General features: G+C 74.9%; 14 protein-coding genes. 8 read left to right on the top strand and 6 right to left on the bottom strand.

Annotated features, from left to right (window positions below):
- Nucleotides 1–37: 37 nt before the first annotated feature.
- The gene (locus ACNJ93_RS27795) at nucleotides 38–427 is read right to left on the bottom strand and encodes a DUF488 domain-containing protein (protein ID WP_418960193.1); all 390 of its coding nucleotides are present in this window, start codon (nucleotides 425–427) and stop codon (nucleotides 38–40) included.
- Between the two features lie 53 nt (nucleotides 428–480).
- Nucleotides 481–1,140 carry a TetR/AcrR family transcriptional regulator gene (locus ACNJ93_RS27790; RefSeq protein WP_418960192.1) on the bottom strand — a complete coding sequence of 220 codons (660 nt, stop codon included), beginning with the start codon at nucleotides 1,138–1,140 and terminating at the stop codon, nucleotides 481–483.
- 372 nt (nucleotides 1,141–1,512) lie between these two features.
- Between ACNJ93_RS27790 and ACNJ93_RS27785 the strand changes: the two genes are divergently transcribed.
- Nucleotides 1,513–2,415, top strand: coding sequence for a DMT family transporter (locus ACNJ93_RS27785; protein ID WP_418960191.1), 903 nt, complete (start codon nucleotides 1,513–1,515; stop codon nucleotides 2,413–2,415).
- 11 nt (nucleotides 2,416–2,426) lie between these two features.
- Here the strand turns inward: ACNJ93_RS27785 and ACNJ93_RS27780 are convergent, their stop codons facing one another.
- From ACNJ93_RS27780 to ACNJ93_RS27765, 4 genes are all read right to left on the bottom strand, one after another.
- Complete coding sequence (locus ACNJ93_RS27780) at nucleotides 2,427–2,888, bottom strand: hypothetical protein (protein WP_418960190.1); 462 nt, start codon at nucleotides 2,886–2,888, stop codon at nucleotides 2,427–2,429.
- Nucleotides 2,889–3,150: 262 nt separating this feature from the next.
- On the bottom strand, nucleotides 3,151–3,942 hold the full coding sequence (locus tag ACNJ93_RS27775; RefSeq protein ID WP_418960189.1) for a transglutaminase domain-containing protein: 792 nt from the start codon (nucleotides 3,940–3,942) through the stop codon (nucleotides 3,151–3,153).
- A gap of 120 nt (nucleotides 3,943–4,062) precedes the next feature.
- Nucleotides 4,063–4,467: a type II toxin-antitoxin system PemK/MazF family toxin gene (locus ACNJ93_RS27770; RefSeq protein WP_418960188.1), complete on the bottom strand. Its 405-nt coding sequence runs from the start codon at nucleotides 4,465–4,467 to the stop codon at nucleotides 4,063–4,065.
- Between the two features lie 153 nt (nucleotides 4,468–4,620).
- A complete protein-coding gene (locus ACNJ93_RS27765) occupies nucleotides 4,621–5,187 on the bottom strand; it encodes a monooxygenase family protein (protein WP_418960187.1) in 567 nt (188 codons plus the stop codon).
- Between the two features lie 126 nt (nucleotides 5,188–5,313).
- Between ACNJ93_RS27765 and ACNJ93_RS27760 the strand changes: the two genes are divergently transcribed.
- The 7 genes from ACNJ93_RS27760 (at nucleotide 5,314) to ACNJ93_RS27730 (ending at nucleotide 15,383) form a co-directional block, all read left to right on the top strand.
- Nucleotides 5,314–6,024: a MerR family transcriptional regulator gene (locus ACNJ93_RS27760; protein ID WP_418960186.1), complete on the top strand. Its 711-nt coding sequence runs from the start codon at nucleotides 5,314–5,316 to the stop codon at nucleotides 6,022–6,024.
- A 142-nt stretch (nucleotides 6,025–6,166) separates the two neighbouring features.
- Nucleotides 6,167–7,201: an SPFH domain-containing protein gene (locus tag ACNJ93_RS27755; protein ID WP_418960185.1), complete on the top strand. Its 1,035-nt coding sequence runs from the start codon at nucleotides 6,167–6,169 to the stop codon at nucleotides 7,199–7,201.
- On the top strand, nucleotides 7,198–8,097 hold the full coding sequence (locus tag ACNJ93_RS27750; protein ID WP_418960184.1) for a hypothetical protein: 900 nt from the start codon (nucleotides 7,198–7,200) through the stop codon (nucleotides 8,095–8,097). The genes ACNJ93_RS27755 and ACNJ93_RS27750 overlap by 4 nt, the downstream gene beginning before the upstream one ends.
- A 185-nt stretch (nucleotides 8,098–8,282) precedes the next feature.
- The gene (locus ACNJ93_RS27745; RefSeq protein WP_418960183.1) at nucleotides 8,283–9,140 is read left to right on the top strand and encodes a GNAT family N-acetyltransferase; all 858 of its coding nucleotides are present in this window, start codon (nucleotides 8,283–8,285) and stop codon (nucleotides 9,138–9,140) included.
- Between the two features lie 455 nt (nucleotides 9,141–9,595).
- A complete protein-coding gene (locus ACNJ93_RS27740) occupies nucleotides 9,596–11,296 on the top strand; it encodes a S8 family peptidase (RefSeq protein WP_418961552.1) in 1,701 nt (566 codons plus the stop codon).
- A gap of 201 nt (nucleotides 11,297–11,497) precedes the next feature.
- The gene (locus ACNJ93_RS27735; protein ID WP_418960182.1) at nucleotides 11,498–14,290 is read left to right on the top strand and encodes an AAA family ATPase; all 2,793 of its coding nucleotides are present in this window, start codon (nucleotides 11,498–11,500) and stop codon (nucleotides 14,288–14,290) included.
- Between the two features lie 235 nt (nucleotides 14,291–14,525).
- Complete coding sequence (locus ACNJ93_RS27730; RefSeq protein ID WP_418960181.1) at nucleotides 14,526–15,383, top strand: DNA/RNA non-specific endonuclease; 858 nt, start codon at nucleotides 14,526–14,528, stop codon at nucleotides 15,381–15,383.
- Nucleotides 15,384–15,435: the final 52 nt, after the last annotated feature.

Raw genomic sequence — 15,435 nt, 5'->3', positions numbered from 1 at the left:
CTCGCTCTGCCGTCGGGTGTGCCTCGACCTCCGCACGTCAGGTGTCCCTCGACCTCCGCGCCAGGGCGCGTTCGAGCACCGTGGTGTGGCTGTGGGAGGGGTCTTTGGCGGCTGTGAGGAGGGTGAGCGGGCCGGCGTCGGCGAGTTCGCGCAGGCGGTCGAGCGCGGCGGCGGCCTCGGGGGCGGCGAGCTCCTCCTCGTAGCGCCGGCAGAACTCCTCGTACTGCCCCTCCGTGCCGTGGTACCAGCGGCGCAGTTCCGTCGACGGGGTGAGGGTCTTGGGCCACTCGTCGATGTGCGCGTCGGTCTTCTTCAGGCCGCGGGGCCAGAGCCGGTCCACGAGGACGCGGGTGCCGTCGTCCGGCTCCGGCGGGTCGTAGATCCGGCGGACGCGGACGTCGGGCGTTCCCCCGGAGTTGCGCGGCATGGCACCAGGGTGCAGGGGCGGCCGGGCGGGCGCACGCGGACGCGCCCGCCGGCTCATCGCCCGTCGAGCTTGAGGGCGGGCAGGAGCACGGCGTCGAGGAAGGCGGTCATGGTCTCCGGCAGGTCCGCGAACCGCTCCTCCAAGAGCCGCTCGACCCGGAGCATGCCCAGCAGACAGGGCGCGACGAAGACGGTCGCCGGGTTGTCGGCGGCGAGTTCGCCGCGCTCCACGCCCCGCGCGAGCATCGCGTCCACGGCGTCGATCTCCGGCTGGATGACGGTGGCGTAGAACGCCTCGCGGAGGTCGGGGTGGCGTACGTACGCCTGGCTCACCGCCTCCATCAGCTCGGCGTCGCGGTCGCGCCGGGCGGAGGCCACGCGGGCGACCTCGCGGAGGTCGCCGAGGAGGCTGCCGGTGTCGATGCCGGTGAAGAAGGAGCAGCGGTTCTTGGCGAGGGCGGCGGTGACGAGCTGCGGCTTGCTCTTCCACTGCCGGTAGAGCGTGGCCTTGCCGCATTTGGTGCGGGCGGCGACGCCCTCCATGGTCACGGCGTCGTATCCGCCCTCGCGGAGCAGGTCGAGCACCCCCTCGAACAGCTCGGACTCCCGCTCCGGCGTGATCTTGCTGCGGCGGGCCGCGGCGGTCGCGGCACCGGTGGACGCGGCGCGCGAGGCGGACGACGCGCGCGCGGCGGTCTCGGCCTGGGGGGTCATCGCTGCCTCCCGGAGGGATGGGGTTCGGTGCACGGACGGCGGGTGGGTCGCACCGGTGAGTGCACCGGCGAGAGGGGTGGGTGCACGGACGAGAGTAGGCGGCGCACCATCGAGACGCAAACGTATCGAGACGTTTGCGTCTCGATGAATCCGGATCTACGCTTCCTCCGTTCGCGCCGATTTCGCCGGCCGGACGGGCAAGCGCACGAAGGGCCGCGTCATGGGTGCCGAGACGGACACGGGAGAAGCCGAGGACTCCGGCATACCCGGGACACGGCCCCGGAGCCGGCCGTGCGGGACGCCTCCCCGCCGCGCGTACACCCCCGCCCCCTCCCGTACCGCCGAGGCCGTCCGATGAGCGGCGGCGGCACAGTGGCGGCCGTACTCCTCTCGCTCGTCTCCGCCGTCGGGTACGCGCTCGCCGCCGTGGCGCAGGCGCGCCTCGCGGCGGGCTCGGCGCCGGGGCGGGGCTCGCTCCGAGCGCTGCTGCGGCACGGCGGGTGGTGGGCGGCGGTCGGGCTGAACGCGGCGGGCGCGCTCGCGCACGTGGGGGCGCTGCACTACGGGCCCCTGACCCTGGTCCAGCCGCTGGGCGCACTGACGCTGGTGGCAGCCCTGCCGCTCGGGGCGTACGGGGCCCGGCGCCGGGTGACGCGCGGCGAGTGGCGCGGGGCGTTGTGGACGCTGGCCGGACTGGTCGGCCTGGTCGCGGTGACGGGCCCGGCGACGCCGGGCGACGCGCTCGGCATCGACGAGTCGCTGGTGGTCGCCGCGGCGACGGCCTCGTTCGTCGCCCTGCTCACCGCGGGCCGGCGGTCCGGACACGGTGCCGGGCTCCGGCACGCGACCGGCTCGGGGGTCGCGTCGGGCGTCGCCTCGGCCCTGACACAGACGCTCACGGCGGCCCTGGCGCTGGAGCTCCCCGGCGGGCCGGCGCCCTGGTGGCAGACCGCCCTGCTCGCGGTGCTGATCTCCGGCTTCGCGGTCGGCGGGCTGCTGCTCTCCCAGACCGCGTACCGCGCCGGCCTCGCGGCGCCGCTGGCCGTGGTGAACCTGGCGAACCCGGCGGCGGCCGCGGTCATCGGCGTCGCCCTGCTGGGCGAGTCGTTCCGCGGCGGCGCGTGGGGCTGGCTCGCCGCCGCGGCGGCCTCGGCCGTCGCCGCCCGCGGCGTCGTCCTCCTCACCGCGGCCCCGCTCCCGGCCTCCCCCGCCCGGGATGCCGCCGACGACACCACGGCCCCCGCCGACCCCGTCCCGGCGAACGCCACGGGCTGAGCCGGAAACGCTCACCTCAGCAGGTTCAGGTCCCGCCGGCTCATGCCGAACAGGACGTTCGGCTGGTCGTACCTGAAGGGGTACCCGACGATGAACGCGGCGGCGATGAGCACGCCGTTGGGCAGGTAGACGCCCGTCGCCCGCTCGATCGTGTGCTTCACACCGTAGCTGCCGGCGGTGGGCGTCTTGATCGGCGTGATGTGGTCGCGCAGCCAGAGGGCCGTCTCGACGACCAGGTCCTCATGGCGCCGCAGACGCTCGCGCTCGACGGCGAGTTCGGCCCGCCGCTGCGGGGCGGGCAGGCGAGGGGAGTCGAAAACGCCGATGCCGAAGGCGCCGAGCTTCGGGTGCTCCTCCATCACTTCCGCCAGGGTCGGCCAGTACAGCTGGCGGCGGCGGGCGTTCAGGTACGTCGTTCCGGTGGCGGCCTGGAAAGCGCGGATCCACAGCTTCTGACGGTGGTTCTGGGTCATCGCATGCTCCTCGCGGGGCTGCCCACGTTCACCCCCGCGGACATTTCTGGATGACCTGGCGGGACGTACGGGGCGCGATTCGGAGAACCTTGTCTTCGCCGCCACGGCCGACGTGGGCCACCGTGACTCGGAGCGGGCAGGCGCTGACTGCCGGGAGCAGCATACCGCCGGCAGACCCCCGAGTCCCGGACTTCTGTCGCCACTGCTGCACTCCCCGCCGCGACCGCCGGGACGGGCGTGGCGGATGTGCTGAAGCGCGGCGTCAGCTCCCGCCGCCGGTCGCGCCTGCCGAGCGGCGGCCGAGGATGGGTTCGGCGACGAGGCGGGCCGTGGGGCAGAGGGTCTGGCCGTGGTGGGCGAAGAGGTCGTCGCGGGAGTCGTAGTGGCCGAGGTCGGCGACCACGTGGGCGGCCAGGTCGCAGCCGGCGGCGTCGGCCGGGCAGGCCGTGGCGCCGTCCCAGTCGATCGCGGTGCGGGACAGCGCCTCGAACAGGGTCTCCGGGCCCGCGTTGGTGAAGCCCCCGCCGGGTCGGGCGCTCAACTCGTCGAGGCCGCCGAAGAGTTCCGACACCGGCAGCCAGCCGTCGCCGAGCCGGAACTCCGGCCAGGCGAGCACGACGTGGTCCGGGACGAGCCGCCGCATGCGCGGGAACCGCGGGTACCAGAGCGCGCCGTCCACGAGCAGCCCGCGGACCCTCGTGGCGACGCCGCCCGTCCGCGCCACCGCCTCCAGCACGGCGAGGCGCTGGCTGCACGAGCCGCGGCCGCGCCGCAGGACCTCGGAGACCGGGCGCTCGTCCTGGACGGAGTACACCGGCCGTACGGTCGCGGAGATCCGGCGGTGGGCCCGGCGCAGCAGCTCCGCCCGAAGCTCCTCCGGCCAGGGCCGCGTACCCACGGCGGGCGCGGCGGCCTCCACGCAGCGCACCAGCTCGCCGACCCGCGGGTGGGCCAGGTCGAGGATCGGCGTGGGCCGTGTGCCGCCGGTCGCGTCCCCGGACGACGGCGCCGCCGTGGACACCCGGCGACGCGGCCGGAGCATCGAGCTCGTCATGGCGGCCATTGTCCCTGCCCGGCCGGACCACCCCGCAGCGGGTCCCCGCCACCGGTTCCCCGCCCCCGAGAAGACCCCAGGGGATGTCCGAAATGTCGAGCCGGGCAGCACAGGCGTCCGCTACGTGAGTCCTTCGAGACGGCGAGCATCCTTGATCGCGCTGATCCTGGCAGCCGTCACCGGGGTCCACTCCTGCCTCTCTCCAGCGGCACGGAGGGCTTCTCCGACCTCGCCGAGCTTCACGGAGGACAACACGCCCGCCCGCTCGATCAGGTCGCCCCGGGTCACGGTGGTCAGCCATGTGCACGGAGTCAAGCCCGGACGCGGCAACGCGAACCGCAGCACACCCTCGAAGGGCAGCCCTTCCGGGGCTCCTACGGCCACTTCGACGCCCAGACCGCCGAGGTCGACGCCCGCCGGCGCAACGACCTGCATCGCCTGGAACCCGGATGACTCCTCGTCCGACAGCAGCACGACCGGGCGTCGCTCGTCGAAGTCGACCCACCAGACTTCACCGCGTTGCACGTGTCCTCCTGGCACGAGACGGCGGGCGAACGCTGCGTGCCCGCGTCCCAGCGTAGACCCTGACCGCCGGCAGGAGGCGTTCGAGGTCCTGACGTCCCGGACAGCGGGGGCGGTTCGCGCGGGACAAGCCTCGCGGGTCGCGAACGAAACGGCTCAGTCGCGCACGGGCACCGGGTGGCCGTGGCCCGAATGCTCCAGCTGCCTGAGGCCCTTGATCGCGCCGACGCCCGAGGGGTGCATGTCCCCGTACAGCGCGTGGTACGCGCCCGGCCGCACCGAGTACATCTCGTGCCAGATCCCGATCGCGCCGTCGCTCGTGTCGTACCGCGCCCAGAACGCCTCCTCCGCGGGGCGGTGGCCGCGGTCCCCGTCGCCGGCGAAGGCGCGGATGTCGCCCGTGCGCCGCCAGTACTGGACGATGGTGACCTCGCCGAAGTCCGGGCCGAGGAGGAGCCGGTAGCCGAGGAGGCCGCTGTCGGGGTCCTCGGTCAGCTCCTTGAGCATCGCGGGCATCGCGGCCACCACCGGCCACCAATGGCGCACCTTGCGCAGCCGGTTGATGCGGGCGCCGATCAGGAAGACCGCCACCGGCTCGCTGTTCTCGGCCATGACGAGGCCGGGGCGCACGCGGCGGCGCTCCGCCCGGCCCTCCGGGCCGCCTCGGCGCCACGCGGGGGTCGCCGCGAAGCGTATGAACTGCCAGAAGCCGTACCGTGCCATGGTCCGTCCCCCTTCACGCGGGGCCGGCGACTGCCCGCCACCCCTCGTAGATAGCTGCACTATCCTTGTCGAGGGAGAGTAGAACCGTTCGACAGCCCTGTCGACCCTCGGAACGGAGAATCTTCTTTGCGCCTCTCGGAGTTGAGCCACCGGAGCGGGGTTTCGGTGGCGACCGTGAAGTACTACCTGCGCGAGGGACTGCTCCCCCCGGGAACGCCCGTCACCGCCCGCCAGTCGGAGTACGGCGAGGAGCACCTGCGGCGGCTGCGGCTGATCCGCGCGCTGCTCACGGTCGGCGGGATGACGATCAGCCAGGCGCGCGACGTGCTCGCCGTGGCGGAGGATCCGGCCTTCAGCCGGCACGAGCAACTCGGCATCGCCCAGTACATGCTGCCGCCCCGGGTCGAGACGCCGGAGGAGGACGACCCCCAGCACCCGGAGTGGGAGGCGACGCACCGGGAGCTGCGCGGGCTCCTGGCCGAGCTGGACTGGCGGGTGTACGACGAGGCCCCGGCGATCAACACGCTCACCCGGGCCGTGGTCACCCTGCGCACGCTCGGCTATCCGTTCCCGCTGGACTCCGTGCGCCAGTACGCGGAGGCGCTGCATCCCATGGCGGAGGTGGAGGCCGGCCTGATCGAGCAGGACTACCCGGACCTGGAGGAGGCGATCGAGGCGATGGTCGCGTACACGATGCTCAACGAACCGATCCTGCTCGCGCTGCGGCGGCTCGCGCACGAGGACGTCACGGCCCGCCTGTACGGGAGGGGGCCGGGGTCGGAGGCAGTGGCCGGCCCAGACGCGACCCCGGACGCGGCCCCGACCCCGGAGCCGTAGTCGGCCGGCCCTCCCCGGCGACGCGCCCTGCGGGGGCCGACCCCGGGTGCCGACGAGCCGCTTTCGTCATCTTGACGAAAAGAGTCCCTTCGGCATATCGTCATGTCGACGACAACTCGACCCGACGAGTCCTGGGGGACCCATGGCCGACATCACGCGCCGCGCCGGCTGGCGGCACCTGCGCTCCGCGCCCACCGCGCACATCCGGCACCACCGGCGCGGCAAGCTGGTGCACGACGGGACCGGACTCAGCTTCTGGTACCGCTCGTTGACCGCGGCGCTCTCCGAAGTGCCGGTCAACGACCGGGAGCTGACCATGGCGTTCCACGCCCGTACGGCCGACTTCCAGGACGTGAGCGTGCAGTCCACCGTCACGTACCGGATCAGCGAGCCGGAGGCGGCCGCGACGCGCCTGGACTTCTCGATCGACCCGGACACGGGCGCGTGGCGCGGCGCGCCGCTGGAGCAGATCTCCACGCTGCTCACCGAGACCGCCCAGCAGCACGCGCTGGACGTGCTGGCCCGTACGCCGCTGGCCGCCGCGCTGGTCGACGGCGTCGCCGCCGTACGGGACCGGATCGCCGCCGGGCTCGCCGAGGAGCCGCGGCTGCCGGCCACCGGGATCGAGGTCGTGGCGGTGCGCGTGGTGGCGATCCGGCCGGAGCCGGAGGTGGAGCGGGCGCTGCGGACGCCGGCCCGCGAGCAGATCCAGCAGGAGGCGGACCGGGCGACGTACGAGCGGCGCGCGGTGGCGGTCGAGCGGGAACGCGCCATCGCCGAGAACGAGTTGGCGAGCAAGATCGAGCTGGCCCGGCAGGAGGAGCGGCTGGTCGACCAGCGCGGCACGAACGCCCGGCGCGAGGCCGAGGAGAGCGCGGCCGCGGACGCGGTGCGGGCCGAGGCGGAAGCCGGACGCAAGGTGCGGCTCGCCCGGGCCGAGGCCGAGGCGGCGCGCGAGGTCGGCGAGGCGCGGGCGCAGGCACAGGCGGCCTGGCTGCGGGTGCACGGCGAGGTGGACGCGTCGACGCTGCACGCGCTGGCGGCGACCCGCGCGGCGGAGAACCTGCCGCGGATCGACAGCCTGACGCTGTCGCCGGACGTGCTGACGGGCCTGCTCGCGAAGCTCGGCGGCGGCGCCGGCGGGAACGGCGGCGCGGGCGGCGGGGGCCGGGCGTGAGCCTCGCGCCGCGGGCGGTGCTCGTCCACCGCACGACGGAGTACGAGGAGTTGCTCGCCCGGCACGGGACGCACGGGCAGGCGGCGTTCTTCCTGTCCAGCCGAGGCCGGGACATCGAGGAGGTGAGGGAGCGGCACGAGCGCACGGGGCGCGCGCTGGCCGCGGTGGCGGCGGCCGTGCCGCTGCAGTGGCGGCAGAGCCGGGTGGAGCGTGCGGATCTGGACAGGTTCCTGTTCGGTCCGGAGGACGTGGTGGTCGTGGTCGGCCAGGACGGTCTGGTGGCGAACGCCGCGAAGTACCTGGACGGCCAGCCGGTGATCGGCATCGACACGGACCCGGGGCGGAACCCGGGGGTGCTCGTGCGGCACCGGGCCGCGGACGCGGCGCGGCTGCTGCCGTCGACGACGGCGGGGCGAGCGGTCGTGGACGAGCTGACCATGGTGGAGGCGGTGACGGACGACGCGCAGCGGCTGGTGGCGCTGAACGAGATCTACGTGGGGCCGCCGGGGCACCAGACGGCGCGGTACCGGCTGGGGCCGGACGACGGGCGGACGGCGCCGGAGGCGCAGGCGTCGTCGGGGGTGCTGGTGGGGACGGGCACGGGCGCGACGGGCTGGCTGCGCTCGCTCTGGCAGCAGAGCGGCAGCGCCCTCGCCCTTCCGGGTCCGGCGGATCCCCGGCTGATCTGGTTCGTCCGCGAGGCGTGGCCGTCGCCCGCGACGGGAACCTCGCGGGTCGAGGGACTCCTGAGCCGGTCGGAGGGTCTGCGGCTGACGGTGGAGTCGGACCGGCTGGTGGCCTTCGGCGACGGAATGGAGTCCGACGCCCTGGAACTGACCTGGGGTCAGTCGGTACGCGTGGGGGTGGCGGCGACCGCGCTGCGACTCCTGGACTGAACGCCCGCGGCGGCACCGGCAGAGGCCGCACGTGGGCAGCTCCCGTGCTCGCGCGGGGGCGTGGCCGGAACCGTGCTGTGGGAGCCGGGGCCCGGTGCGCGCGTCGGTAGGATTCGGGCGGATCCGACCGTACCGGCGCGCGCGGATGGTGCGTCGCCGTGCCCGCCCGCGCCCGGAGGCCCACGATGACGCAGTCCGCCCTGGAGGTCACCCGCGCGCGCCTGGCGGACTGGGAACTGGTGCGGAAGTGGGCGGTGGCGGAGGGCTGGAACCCGGGCCTCGACGACGCGCGGGCGTTCTTCGCGCAGGACCCGGAGGGCTTCTTCCTGGGACGGCTCGACGGGGAGCCGGTCTCGGCGATCTCGGTGGTCAACTACAGCGAGGCGTACGCCTTCCTGGGCTTCTACCTGGTCCGACCGGACCTGCGCGGCCAGGGCCACGGCCTGGCGACCTGGCGCGCCGCGCTGGCGCACGCCGGGGACCGGACGGTGGGCCTCGACGGGGTGCCGGACCAGCAGGACAACTACCGCCGCTCCGGCTTCGTCCTGGCGCACCGCACCGCCCGCTGGGTCGGCGAGCCGCCCACGTCGGCGGAGCCCGCGCCGGACGTCGTCCCCGCGGCCGAGGTCGACGCGGCGGCGCTGGCCGCGTACGACGGCGCCTGCCACCCGGCGGAGCGCCCGCGCTTCCTCGACCGCTGGGTCGGTACGCCCGGTCACCGCGCCCTGGCCCGTGTGACCGACGGCCGCCTCACCGGGTACGGCGTGGTCCGCCCGGCGGAGGACGAGGCCCGCATCGGCCCCCTGTTCGCGGACACTCCCGCCGACGCCGCCGCCCTCCTGGACGCCCTCGCGGCCGAGGCGCGCGCCCTCGGCTCCCCGCGCGTCGCGATCGACGTCCCGGAGCCCAACGAGCCCGCCACCACGCTGGCCGCCTCCCGCGGTCTCACCCCCACCTTCGCCACGGCCCGCATGTACACCGGCCCCACCCGCCCCGTGGCCCACGCCCGCATCTACGGCATCACCACCCTCGAACTGGGCTGACCACCCCTGCCCCTTCCCGCGGGCATCCCCCTCCCCCGCCCCCACCCCCTCGGGGGGCGACAAGGGTTTTCCCCGTATCGGGTTCATCCGCGGTTTCCCTACTGTCTGCCGCACCGGCAGATCCCCTCCTCCGGCCTGCACCTGTCAGGTGCATGCAGCTGGTGGGGGTCGTCCGGGGGCGGCCTTGACCCGGGCCGTCGTGCCGGCGGCGGCGCAGGGCCCCCCAAGCCCAGGGAATCGTGGACCGCGACCCCCACTCCCGCACCACGGTTCCCGCGCCGCCCGCCAAGGCTCCGCAAACGTCGTAGCTGAAAGGGCAACACACCTTGAACGGTTCCAGGCGGAGACTCATATCCGTCGTGGTCGCGAGCGCCGCTGTGCTGGGCGCCGCCGCCACCTCCACCGTGGCGCTGGCCGCCGCCCCGGCCCCGAAGCCGGTTCCGGCTTCGCAGGCCATGACCGCCCTTCCCTCCGCTCCGGTCGAGAAGGTCATCGTCACCTACAAGGCGAAGACCGCCGAGGCCGGTTCCAACGCCGCCGCGAAGAGCGACGCGGCGGCCAAGGGCGCCGCGACCGGTGAGGCGCTCTCGTTCGAGCGCCGGCTCGCCGGTGGCGGCGCCCTTGTCGACCTGGGCGACAGCGCCACGAAGCAGGACGTGAACGAGGTCATGGCGGCCTTCCGCGCCGACCCGTCCGTCGCCTCCGTGGAACCGGACATCCGCGCCTACGCGATGGCCGTGACCCCGAACGACACCGACTACGCCAAGCAGTGGGACCTCTTCGAGGCCACCGGCGGCATGAACGTTCCGCCGGCCTGGGACAAGACCACCGGCTCGGGCGTCACCGTCGCGGTCATCGACACCGGCTACGCGGCCCACTCGGACCTGGCGTCCAACGTCGTCTCCGGCTACGACTTCATCTCGTCCTCCGCCGACGCCCGCGACGGCAACGGCCGTGACGCGGACGCGAAGGACGAGGGCGACTGGAACGCGACCGACGGCGAGTGCGGCACCGGCTCCCGCGCGTCGAACTCCTCCTGGCACGGCACCCACGTGGCCGGCACCATCGGCGCGGTCACCCACAACACCAAGGGCATCGCCGGCATCGCGTACAACGCGAAGATCCAGCCGGTCCGCGTCCTCGGCAAGTGCGGCGGTTCCTCCGCGGACATCGCCGACGCCATCACCTGGGCGTCCGGCGGCTCCGTCCCGGGCGTTCCGGCCAACCCCACCCCGGCCAAGGTCATCAACCTGAGCCTGGGCGGCGCCAGCTCCACCTGCCCGAGCGTCTACCAGACCGCGATCAACGGCGCCGTCAGCCGCGGCACCACCGTCGTCGTGGCGGCCGGCAACAGCAACGCCAACACCTCCGGTTTCACCCCCGCCAACTGCTCGAACGTCATCACCGTGGCGTCCACGAGCCGTGAGGGCAACCGCTCGTACTACTCGAACTACGGCACCATCGTCGACGTCTCGGCCCCCGGCGGCGAGACCCGCCGCGCCACCGACACGCCCGGCACGGTGACCACCCCTGAGAACGGCATCTACTCCACGCTGAACTCGGGCACGACGACCCAGTCGCTCGAGAACTACAAGCCCTACCAGGGCACTTCGATGGCCGCGCCGCACATCGCCGGCCTCGCCGCCCTGCTCGAGTCGGCCAAGAGCACCCTGACCCCGGCCGACATCGAGTCGGCGATCAAGGCCAACGCGCGGCCGCTGCCCGGCACCTGCTCCGGCGGCTGCGGCACGGGCATCGCGGACGCCGCGAAGACCGTGGAGGCCGTCACCGGCACGACCACGCCGCCGACCGGCAACGTCTTCACCAACGCGACGAACGTGACGATCGCGGACAACACCACCGTGTCCTCCTCGATCGCGGTCACCGGTCAGACCGGCAACGCGCCGGCCACCCTCAAGGTCGCCGTCGACATCAAGCACACCTACCGCGGTGACCTGGTCATCGACCTGGTCGCCCCGGACGGCACCGTCCGCAACCTGAAGGCCTCGTCCTCCTCGGACGGCGCCGACAACGTGCTGACGACCTACACCGTCGACGCCTCCAGCGAGGTCGCCAACGGCACCTGGAAGCTTCAGGTCCGCGATGTGTACTCGGGTGACACCGGCTACATCGACTCGTGGAGCCTGACCTTCTGAGCACCTCCTGACCCACCCCCCACAACCGCAACACCGCTGGTCAGGGGCGCGTTGGTGGTCTAAACCATTGGCGCGCCCCCCAGTTGGGAGCGGAGCCCGCTGTCCGAATGACGGACAGCGGGCCTTTACTGTGCCCCTGACCTCCGTATCCTCTGCGCAACACGGGCAGGGGGCCCGAGTGCGCCGGAGGGTGGTGGGAACGTGACGACGACGTCGTCCTACCGCGCTGCGCCGGTGGGCCGGGAGGAACTCCTCGGCCGACTGGACCACGTGCTGCACTCCCGCGGCCGCGCCCTGCTCACCGGCCCCGCCGGCGTCGGCAAGACCGAGGTGGCGCTGGCCGCCGCGGCCCGTGCCGAGTCCCGCGGCGAGACCGTGATCTGGCTGGCCACTCTCCCCTCCGACCGGGACATACCGGGCGCTTCGGCGGCCGCGCTCGTCGCCTCCGTCGGCCGGCCCGACGTCCTGGACCGGCTCCCGGGCCCCCAGCGCGGCGCCGTCGCCGTCCTGTGCCGCGAGGCCCCGGTCCCCGAGGACGGATGGGACCCGATCGCGCTCCGGCTCGGTCTCGCCCAGCTGCTGCGCGAGCTCGCCGCCGACGGGCCGGTCCTGCTGGTCCTGGACGGCGTGGAGCGCATCGACCCGGACAGCGCCGACCTGCTGCGCTTCGCCCTGCACCTCGCGCCGCCCGCGCTGCGCGTGATCGCCGTCGAGACCCCCGCCTGCCACACGCCGGACGCCCCGCAGCTGTGGGTGCCGTCCGAGGCGGACGTACTGCTCGTACCGCCGCTGCAGGCGGACGAGATCGCCGAACTGCTGATCCACCACCGGCTGCCGTCCCGGATGGCCGGCCGGATCCACAAAGCCAGCGGCGGCAATCCGCGGCTCGCGCTCGCCGTGGGCCGCTCGCTCGCCGACGCCCGCACGCCCGTGCACCACGCCGAGGCGCTCACGCTCTCCGGCCGGGCCCGCGACCTCGCCCGCCAGCTCCTCGGCGCGGCCCCGCCGCCCGTTCGCGAGACGCTGCTGCTGGCCGCGCTGGCCCTGCGGCCCTCGACCGCGCTGATCCGCCGGGCCGGCCGGCCGACGGCCGAGGCCGACCTCATCGCCGCCGAGCGCGCCGCGCTGGTGTCCCTCGGCGAGGACGGCAGCGTCGCGTTCACCGCGGGCGTCCTGCCCTCCACCCTCGTCCACGACGCCTGCTGGGCCGAGCGCAGCGCCGGCCACGCGGCGCTGGCCGAGGTGGTCGACGACCCCGTCGAGGCCGTACGGCACCGGGCGCTCGCCGCCGACGCGCCCGACGCGGCCCTGGCGGCCGCCCTCGGCGTCGCCGCGGAGACCGCCCGGCGCCGCGGCAACAGCGCGCTGGCCGCCGAACTCGCCCTGCTCGCCGCCGAGTCCACGCCCGTCGAGCACGGGCCGCGGCGCATCGCGCGGCTCGTCGACGCCGCCGAGGAGGCGGCCCGCGCCGCCCGCGCCGATCTGGCCGTGCGCGCCGCCGCGGACCTGCTGGCCCGCGACGCCGAGCCGCCGGACCGGGTCCGGGCGCGGCTCGCGGTCCTGGACACCGCCGGCCAGGGGCTGACCGGGCTCGACGAGATGTACGTGCACGCCATGGAGGACTCCGACGGCGACCCGGCGCTGCGCTCGGCGGTGCTGCTGCGGCTGGCCGTCAAGTACGTGCTGGCGGACGGCGATCCGGTGCGCTCGCGGGCCGCGGCCGTCGAGTCGGCCGCGCTCGCCGCGTCGATCGGCGACCCTCGGACGGCCGCCCGCGCCCTGACCGTGCAGGCGCGCATGGACCGGGTGCTGGGCTCGCCCGACGCGGAGACGGTCCTCGCGCAGGCGCGCGCCCTGGAGATGTCCGAGCGGCCGCTCGGGATCCGCAACGCCGCACAGATCCTGACGATCCGTCACGCCCTGTTCGACGCGCGGCTCACCGACGCCCGCGACGCGCTCAACGCGCTGCTGCCGCTGGTGCAGCGGCGCGGGCCGGTCGAGGACGCGATCGAACTCTTCAGCACGCTCGCCGAGATCGAGTCCCGCAACGGCATGTGCGCGGCCTCGCTCGCGCACGCCGGGCAGGCCCTCGCACTGACCCTGGAGGCCGGCCTGTCCCCCGGGCCGGCCTGGTACGGGCTCGCCCTCGCGGAGACCGCGGGCGGCAGCTTCAGCCGCGCGGCGAGCTACGCCCGGCGCAGCGTGCAGGCGTCCGAGGAGGAGGGCGATCACGTGTTCCTCTCCCGGAGCCTGTACGCCCTCGGCCGGGTGCAGCTGGTGAACGGCGACGTCGCCTCCGCCCTGGAGACGCTGAACCGGGTCCGGACCGAGGAGCGCGCCCAGGCGACGGTCGACCCGTCGATGCTGCGCTGGCACGAGGAGCTGGCGGAGGCGCTGGTCGCGGGCGACCAGCCGGACGCCGCGGAGGAGTTGCTGGCGGAGGTGCGGCCGGTGGCGGAGCGCCTGGGCCGTACGGCGGTGCTGCTCGGCCTGGACCGGGCGGAGGGCCTGCGGCTGGCCGCCGTGGGCTGCGCCGACGAGGCGGCGGAGCTGCTGGCGGCGACCGCGGAGCGGTTCGACGCGGCCGGGCTGCCGCTGGAGCGGGGCCGGGCACTGGTGGCCCTGGCCCGGGTGGAGCGGCGCCGGCGGCGCAGGTCGGCGGCGCAGAGCGCGCTGCAGACGGCGGCGGCGGTGTTCGAGCGGGCGGGCGCGACGCCGTGGCTGGCGCTGGCGGCGGAGACCCCGTCGGCCCGGACGCCGGCCGAGCAGGCCCCGGCGGGCGAGCTGGCGCTGGCGTCCCTGACAGAGGCGGAGCAGCGTCTGGCGCTGCTGGTCGGCCAGGGGGCCAGCAACCAGGAGGCGGCGGCGAAGCTGTTCCTGAGCGTGAAGACGGTCGAGGCCCGGCTGACCCGGATCTACCAGAAGCTCGACGTCCGCTCCCGCGCCCAGCTGGCCACCGCCCTCGGCGCGGCCCGGGGCCACGCGGTGCTCTGAGTCCGGGGCCACGCCGTGCTCCGAGTCCGGGGCCACGCGGTACTCCGAGGCCGGGCCACCCGGTACTCCGAGCCCCGGGCGCGACGCGGTGCTCCAAGGCCGGGGGCGACCGTGGCGGGCGAGCCCAGGGCCGCACGGGGCTCAGAGGCCCTTGAGGCTCCCCGGGCGCGGCTGATCGGGTGGCCTCGGGCCGGGGGTCGCGCGGGGGGCCGGGAGGCGCGGTAAGACCGTTCGTATGAACAGTTCCGAGCCCGCGGGGCCCCTCGCCGACCGCCTCGGGTACGACGAGGCCTTCCTCGGGCCGGCCGTGCCGCTGCCGATGCCCGCGCGGGCGGGCGTCGAGACGGTGGTCCTGCCGTACACGCACTTCAGCGTGGCGCTGCGGCCGGACCGGCGGCTGGCCGTCGCCGCCGCCGTCGGCGTCGACGGCCGCGCCATGGTGGAGGAGGCCCCCGCCGAGGAGGCGTGGCGGGACGAGCCGCGGGTGTCCGCCGGGGCCCAGGCCGGCGACGAGCTGTACCGGAACAACAGCCTGGACCGCGCCCGGCTGGTGGCGGGCCACCTCGCGGCCTGGGGGCCGGCGGATCTCGCGCACCGGGCCGCGGCCGACACCTTCCACTCCCCCAACGGCGTCCCGCGCGCCGACGTGGTCAACCAGGACCTGCGGCTCTGGCAGGGCCTGGAGCACCATCTGCTCGACCATCCGGCCGTGTTCGACCGCCGCCTCGTCCTGCTCACCGGTCCGGTGCTGCACGATTCGGACCCGCCGTACCGGGGCGTCCAGGTCCCGCTGCGGTTCTGGAAGGTGGCCGCGTTCATGCTGGACGGCGCGCTGGCGGCGAGCGCGTACGTGCTCGACCAGAGCCCGGACCTGGTCCGGGACGCGGACCGCGCGCTGCTCGGCGCGACGGCGGGGGCGCCGCCGCCGCTGGGCCCGTTCCGGCTGTATCAGGTGCCGGTCTCGGACGTGGCCGAGCTGACGGAGCTGGAGTTCGGGCCGCTGCCCGACGTGGACCTGATGCCGCTGCCGCGCGCGCCCGAGGACCGCTGGCGGCGGCTCGAGTCGTACGAGGGCATCGTGATCGAACCCTGAGTTTGCGGGGCGTTCCGGCCGGTGGAAGCATGGAAGCCACAGAACCGTCGGG

The organism is Streptomyces tritici, from assembly GCF_048500665.1.
Classification (GTDB): Bacteria; Actinomycetota; Actinomycetes; order Streptomycetales; family Streptomycetaceae; genus Streptomyces; species Streptomyces tritici.
Note: the sequence above shows the minus strand (reverse complement) of the source record. Positions and strands in the feature narration are given on the sequence as shown.

Coding starts and splice junctions, on each gene's coding strand:
- ACNJ93_RS27795 (WP_418960193.1), bottom strand. CDS start 427: ATGCCGCGCAACTCCGGGGGAACGCCCGACGTCCGCGTCCGCCGGATC.
- ACNJ93_RS27790 (WP_418960192.1), bottom strand. CDS start 1,140: ATGACCCCCCAGGCCGAGACCGCCGCGCGCGCGTCGTCCGCCTCGCGC.
- ACNJ93_RS27780 (WP_418960190.1), bottom strand. CDS start 2,888: ATGACCCAGAACCACCGTCAGAAGCTGTGGATCCGCGCTTTCCAGGCC.
- ACNJ93_RS27775 (WP_418960189.1), bottom strand. CDS start 3,942: ATGACGAGCTCGATGCTCCGGCCGCGTCGCCGGGTGTCCACGGCGGCG.
- ACNJ93_RS27765 (WP_418960187.1), bottom strand. CDS start 5,187: ATGGCACGGTACGGCTTCTGGCAGTTCATACGCTTCGCGGCGACCCCC.
- ACNJ93_RS27755 (WP_418960185.1), top strand. CDS start 6,167: ATGGCCGACATCACGCGCCGCGCCGGCTGGCGGCACCTGCGCTCCGCG.
- ACNJ93_RS27745 (WP_418960183.1), top strand. CDS start 8,283: ATGACGCAGTCCGCCCTGGAGGTCACCCGCGCGCGCCTGGCGGACTGG.
- ACNJ93_RS27740 (WP_418961552.1), top strand. CDS start 9,596: ATGACCGCCCTTCCCTCCGCTCCGGTCGAGAAGGTCATCGTCACCTAC.
- ACNJ93_RS27730 (WP_418960181.1), top strand. CDS start 14,526: ATGAACAGTTCCGAGCCCGCGGGGCCCCTCGCCGACCGCCTCGGGTAC.